Source organism: Xanthobacter sp. BG11Y11_SDJG (assembly GCF_057364445.1).
Genome location: NZ_JBNFNU010000310.1, coordinates 1 through 5,169, shown reverse-complemented (window position 1 = coordinate 5,169; position 5,169 = coordinate 1). Strand labels below are relative to the sequence as shown.

At 70.5% G+C, this 5,169-nt stretch carries 2 protein-coding genes and 1 pseudogene; all 3 read left to right on the top strand.

Features of this window, described 5'->3' with window-relative positions; genetic code table 11:
* Positions 1-129: 129 nt before the first annotated feature.
* The gene (locus AC2W7M_RS19445; RefSeq protein ID WP_486134186.1) at positions 130-612 is read left to right on the top strand and encodes a (2Fe-2S)-binding protein; all 483 of its coding nucleotides are present in this window, start codon (positions 130-132) and stop codon (positions 610-612) included.
* Entirely contained in the window at positions 609-1,517 is a 909-nt protein-coding gene (locus AC2W7M_RS19440) for an ABC transporter substrate-binding protein (protein WP_486134184.1), read from the top strand. The genes AC2W7M_RS19445 and AC2W7M_RS19440 overlap by 4 nt, the downstream gene beginning before the upstream one ends.
* 94 nt (positions 1,518-1,611) lie before the next feature.
* Positions 1,612-5,169, top strand: a pseudogene (locus tag AC2W7M_RS19435) (hydantoinase B/oxoprolinase family protein); the annotation flags it as partial.

Sequence of the window (5,169 nt, the reverse complement as noted above, 5' to 3'; positions counted from 1 at the left end):
GTCCTCGACCGAGCGGGCGCTGGCGCGGGCCGCCGAGCGGGCGCGGGGGGGCCATGTCATGAGCGAGCGCGTGCGCATCGCCCCTCACCGTCAAACGGCACGCCGCGCGAAGGCGAGGCGGAGCCGCGCGTGCATCTGTGCGACTTCCTGCGCCATTCGCTCCATCTCACCGGCACCCACATGGGCTGCGAGCACGGCGTGTGCGGCGCCTGCACCGTGCTGCTCGACGGGGAGAGCGTGCGCTCGTGCCTCACCCTCGCCGTCCAGGCGCGCGGGCGCAGCGTCACCACCATCGAGGGCGTCGCGCGGCCCGACGGCACGCTGCATCCGATCCAGGAGGCGCTCAGCGCCCATCACGGCCTGCAATGCGGCTACTGCACGCCCGGCGTGGTGATGACGCTGATCGAATTGCAGCGCGACCTCGACGGCCGGCGGCGACGAGGCCAGCGTGCGCCGCGCGCTGGCCGGCAACCTGTGCCGCTGCACCGGCTATCAGGGCATGGTGGATGCCGCGCTGTCGGTGCTCAATGCCGCGTCCCAAAATGCTGCGGCCCAAAATGCTGCGGCCCAAAAGGCCGCCCGATGACAAAAAGCCCGGAGGACGCCCGATGAGACCCATGAAGCTCGCGATCCCGGACAAGGTCTCGAACTCCTATTTCCCCGCCATCGCCGCCATCGAACTCGGCTGCTTCGCGGACGAGGGGCTCGACGTGTCGCTGGAGCTGATCTTTCCGCCCAACAAGGCCTATGAGGCCCTGCGCGACGGGACGATCGACATCGTCGCCGCCTCGGCCCATCCCGCGCTCGCCGCCTATCCCAACTTCGACGGCGTGAAGTTGGTCTGCGCCCAGGCGCAGGGCATGTACTGGTTCCTGGTGCTGAAGCGCGAGATCGGCGCCAAGCGCGGCGAAGTGGAGGCGGTGAAGGGCCGCTCCATCGGCGCGGCGCCGTTCGTGGAGCTGGGGCTGAAGCGCCTGCTGAAGGCCGCCGGCCTCGACGAGACCCGCGACGACATCCGCATCGGCCCGGTGCCGAAATCCCCCGCCAAGGGGCCGAATTTCGGCCTCTCCGCCGTGCAGGCGCTGGCGGACGGCGTGGTGGACGGCTTCTGGGCCAACGGCATGGCCGCCGAGGTGGCGGTGCGCGAGGGGCTCGGCGACGTGGTGCTGGATGTCCGCCGCGGCGACGGGCCCGAGGGCTGCTTCGGCTACACCTTCGCCTCGGTGGCGCTGCCGGACCGGCTGATCGCCGCCGACCACGAGCTGCCGGCCAAGGTCACGCGCGCGATCCGGCGCGCCCAACTGGCGCTGATCGAGGACCCGGAGCGCGCCACCGCCATCGGACGGCGCCTGTTCCCGCCCGCCGAGGCGGAGCTGATCGCCGGCCTGATCCGGCGCGACTTCCCCTATTACGACACGGCGATCCGGCCGCAGACGGTGGCGAGCCTCCTCGCCTTCAGCCGCGACATGGGCCTGATCGACCGCGACCTCGCCTACCACCAGGTGGTGGCGGCGTGAGCGGCTGGCGCATATTATTGTGTAATTGAATAATATACATAGTTTTACCGTATATAACATCCGGCGACGCCGGCCAGACGGGACAGAGCGGACGATGAACGGTTCTCGGTGGGATTTCTGGATCGATCGCGGCGGCACCTTCACCGACATCGTCGCGCGGCGGCCGGACGGCAGCCTCGTGGCGCACAAGGTGCTGTCGGAGAACCCGGAAGCCTATCGCGACGCCGCCATCCACGGTATCCGCGAGCTGATGGGCCTCGCCCCCGGCGCGCCGATCCCGGCCGACCAGATCGCCGCGGTGAAGATGGGCACCACGGTCGCCACCAACGCGCTGCTGGAGCGCAAGGGCGCGCCCACCGTGCTCGTCACCACGCGCGGCTTCCGCGACGCGCTGCGCATCGGCTACCAGGACCGGCAGGACATCTTCGCCAAGCGCATCGTCAAGCCCGAGCAGCTCTACCGCGACGTGGTGGAGGTGGCCGAGCGTGTGCGCGCCGACGGCACCATCGAGCTGGCCCCCGACCTCGACCAAGTGCGCGCCGACCTGGAAGCCGCCCGCGCCCGCGGCGCGGAGGCCTGCGCCATCGTCTTCATGCACGCCTACCGCTACCCCGCCCACGAGCAGAAGGTGGCCGAGATCGCCCGCGCGGTCGGCTTCCCCCAGGTGTCCGTGAGCCACGAGGTCTCGCCGCTCATGAAGCTGGTGGGCCGCGGCGACACCACGGTGGTGGACGCCTATCTCTCCCCCATCCTGCGCCGCTACGTGGACCAGGTGGCGGGCGAGCTGGCAGCGGGCGGCTCGGCCGCCCCCTCTCCCCTCTCCCCGCCGGGCAGCGGGAGCACCGGCGGCGACGAAGCCGCCGACGGCTGCCGCCTGATGTTCATGATGTCCTCCGGCGGGCTCACCGACGCCACCCTGTTCCAGGGGCGCGACGCCATCCTCTCCGGCCCGGCGGGCGGCGTGGTGGGCTGCGTGGAGACCGCGAAGATCGCCGGCTTCGGCAAGGTGATCGGCTTCGACATGGGCGGCACCTCCACCGACGTGTCGCACTTCGACGGCGAGTATGAGCGCGCGTTCGAGACCGAGGTCGCGGGCGTGCGCATGCGCGCGCCCATGATGGCGATCCACACCGTGGCGGCGGGCGGCGGCTCGATCCTGCATTTCGACGGCGCGCGTCTCACGGTGGGCCCGGATTCGGCCGGCGCCAATCCCGGCCCCGCTTGCTACCGGCGCGGCGGCCCGCTCGCCGTCACCGATGCCAACGTGATGGTGGGCAAGCTCGATCCCGCCTTCTTCCCGAAGATTTTTCGGTTCCGGCCGCGACCAGCCGCTCGACACCGAGAGCGTGCGCGCGGCCTTCGCCGCGCTCGCCGCCAGCATCGGCGAGGACCGCACCCCCGAGGCGGTGGCGGACGGCTTCATCCGCATCGCCGTCGAGAACATGGCCAATGCCATCAAGAAGATCTCGGTGCAGCGCGGCTATGACGTCACTGAATATGCGCTCCAGTGCTTCGGCGGCGCCGGCGGCCAGCACGCCTGTCTCGTCGCCGACGTGCTCGGCATGCGCACGGTGCTGATCCATCCCTTCTCCGGCCTGCTCTCGGCCTATGGTATGGGGCTCGCCGACATCCGCTCGACCCGCCAGCGCACGGTGGAGGCGCCGCTCGACGCCGCCGGCGCCGAGATCGCCCGCGCCGCACTCGAGGGCGAGGCCGCGGTGGTGCGCGCCGAGCTGGAAGGCCAGGGCATCCCCGCCGCCGAGATCGCCGTGATGCGCCGCGCCCATGTGCGCTATGCCGGCACCGACACCGCACTGCTGGTGCCGTTCGGCCCGGTGGCGGAGATGAAGGCCGCCTTCGAGGCCGCCCACCGCGCCCGCTTCGGCTTCATCGACGCCACCAAGGCGCTGGTGATCGAGGCCATCTCGGCCGAGGCCATCGGCGGCGGCTCGAAGATCGACGAGGCGGAAGAACCCGTCGCGGCCGGCGACGCCGCCCCCGCGGCGCGCACGCGCTTCTTCTCCCAGGGCGAATGGCACGAGGCCGGGGTGTTCCTGCGCGACCAGGTGAAGCGCGGCGAGACCATCACCGGCCCGGCGCTGCTGATCGAGCCGCACCAGACCATCGTCATCGAGCCCGGCTGGGCGGGCGAGATCACGGCGCGCAACCATCTCGTTCTGACCCGCCGCGTCGCCGCCCGCCATGCGGCGGCGCTGGGGACGCAGGCCGACCCGGTGCTGCTGGAGGTCTTCAACAACCTCTTCATGTCGGTGGCCGAGCAGATGGGCGTGACGCTCCAGAACACAGCCTATTCGGTGAACATCAAGGAGCGGCTCGACTTCTCCTGCGCGGTGTTTGACGCCGAGGGGCGGCTGGTGGCGAACGCGCCGCACATCCCGGTGCATCTCGGCTCCATGGACAAGTCGGTGGAGAGCGTCATCCGCGCCAATGGCGGCCGCATGAAGCCGGGCGACGTCTACGCCATCAACGCCCCGTACAACGGCGGCACCCATCTGCCCGACATCACGGTGGTGACGCCGGTGTTCGACGACGCGGGCAAGAAGACGCTGTTCTATGTCGCGGCCCGCGGCCACCACGCGGACGTGGGCGGCGTCGCGCCCGGCTCCATGTCGCCGCGCGCCACCAACATCGAGGAGGAAGGGGTCTATATCGACAACTTCAAGCTCGTGGAGGAAGGCCGCTTCCGCGAAAAGGAGCTGGTGGAACTGCTCACCTCGGCGCGCTACCCGGTGCGCAACGTGGTGCAGAACGTCAACGACCTGAAGGCGCAGATCGCCGCCTCCGAGCGCGGCGCCTCCGAGCTGCGCAAGATGATCGCCCATTTCGGCCTCGACGTGGTCGCGGCCTATATGGGCCACGTCCAGGACAACGCCGCCGAGAGCGTGCGCCGGGTGCTCGACACGCTGGACAACTGCGCCTTCGAGGTGGAGCTGGACCAGGGCTCGGTCATCAAGGTCAAGGTGACCATCGACAAGGAAAAGCGCGAGGCGGTGGTGGACTTCACCGGCACCTCGCCGCAACGGCCGGACAATTTCAACGCCCCCGGCCCGGTGACGCAGGCCGCCGTGCTCTACGTGTTCCGCGTCATGGTGGACGGCAAGATCCCGCTCAATGCCGGCTGCCTGCGGCCGATCCGCATCGTCGTGCCGGAAGGCTCCATGCTCGCCCCGGTCTATCCCGCCGCCGTGGTGGCCGGGAACGTGGAGGTGAGCCAGAACGTCACCGACTGCCTGTTCGGCGCGCTGGGGGCGCTCGGCTCCGCCCAGGGCACCATGAACAACCTCACCTTCGGCAACGACACCTACCAGTATTACGAGACCATCTGCTCCGGCGCGCCGGCCGGCCCCGGCTTCGACGGCGTCGGCGGGGTGCACACCCACATGACCAATTCCCGCCTCACCGACCCGGAGGTGCTGGAATTCCGCTATCCCGTGGTGCTGGAGGACTTCCATCTGCGCCCCGGCTCGGGCGGCAAGGGGCGCTGGAATGCCGGCGACGGCACGCGCCGCACCATCCGCTTCCTGGAGCGCATGGAATGCGCCGTGCTCACCTCGCACCGCCGCGTGCCGCCCTTCGGCGTCGGCGGCGGCGGAGGCCGGCGCGCTCGGGCGCCAACAGCGTGCGCCGCGCC

Bases quoted from the DNA above. Each gene is read 5' to 3' on its own strand.
- AC2W7M_RS19440 (WP_486134184.1), top strand. From the start codon at position 609: ATGAGACCCATGAAGCTCGCGATCCCGGACAAGGTCTCGAACTCCTAT.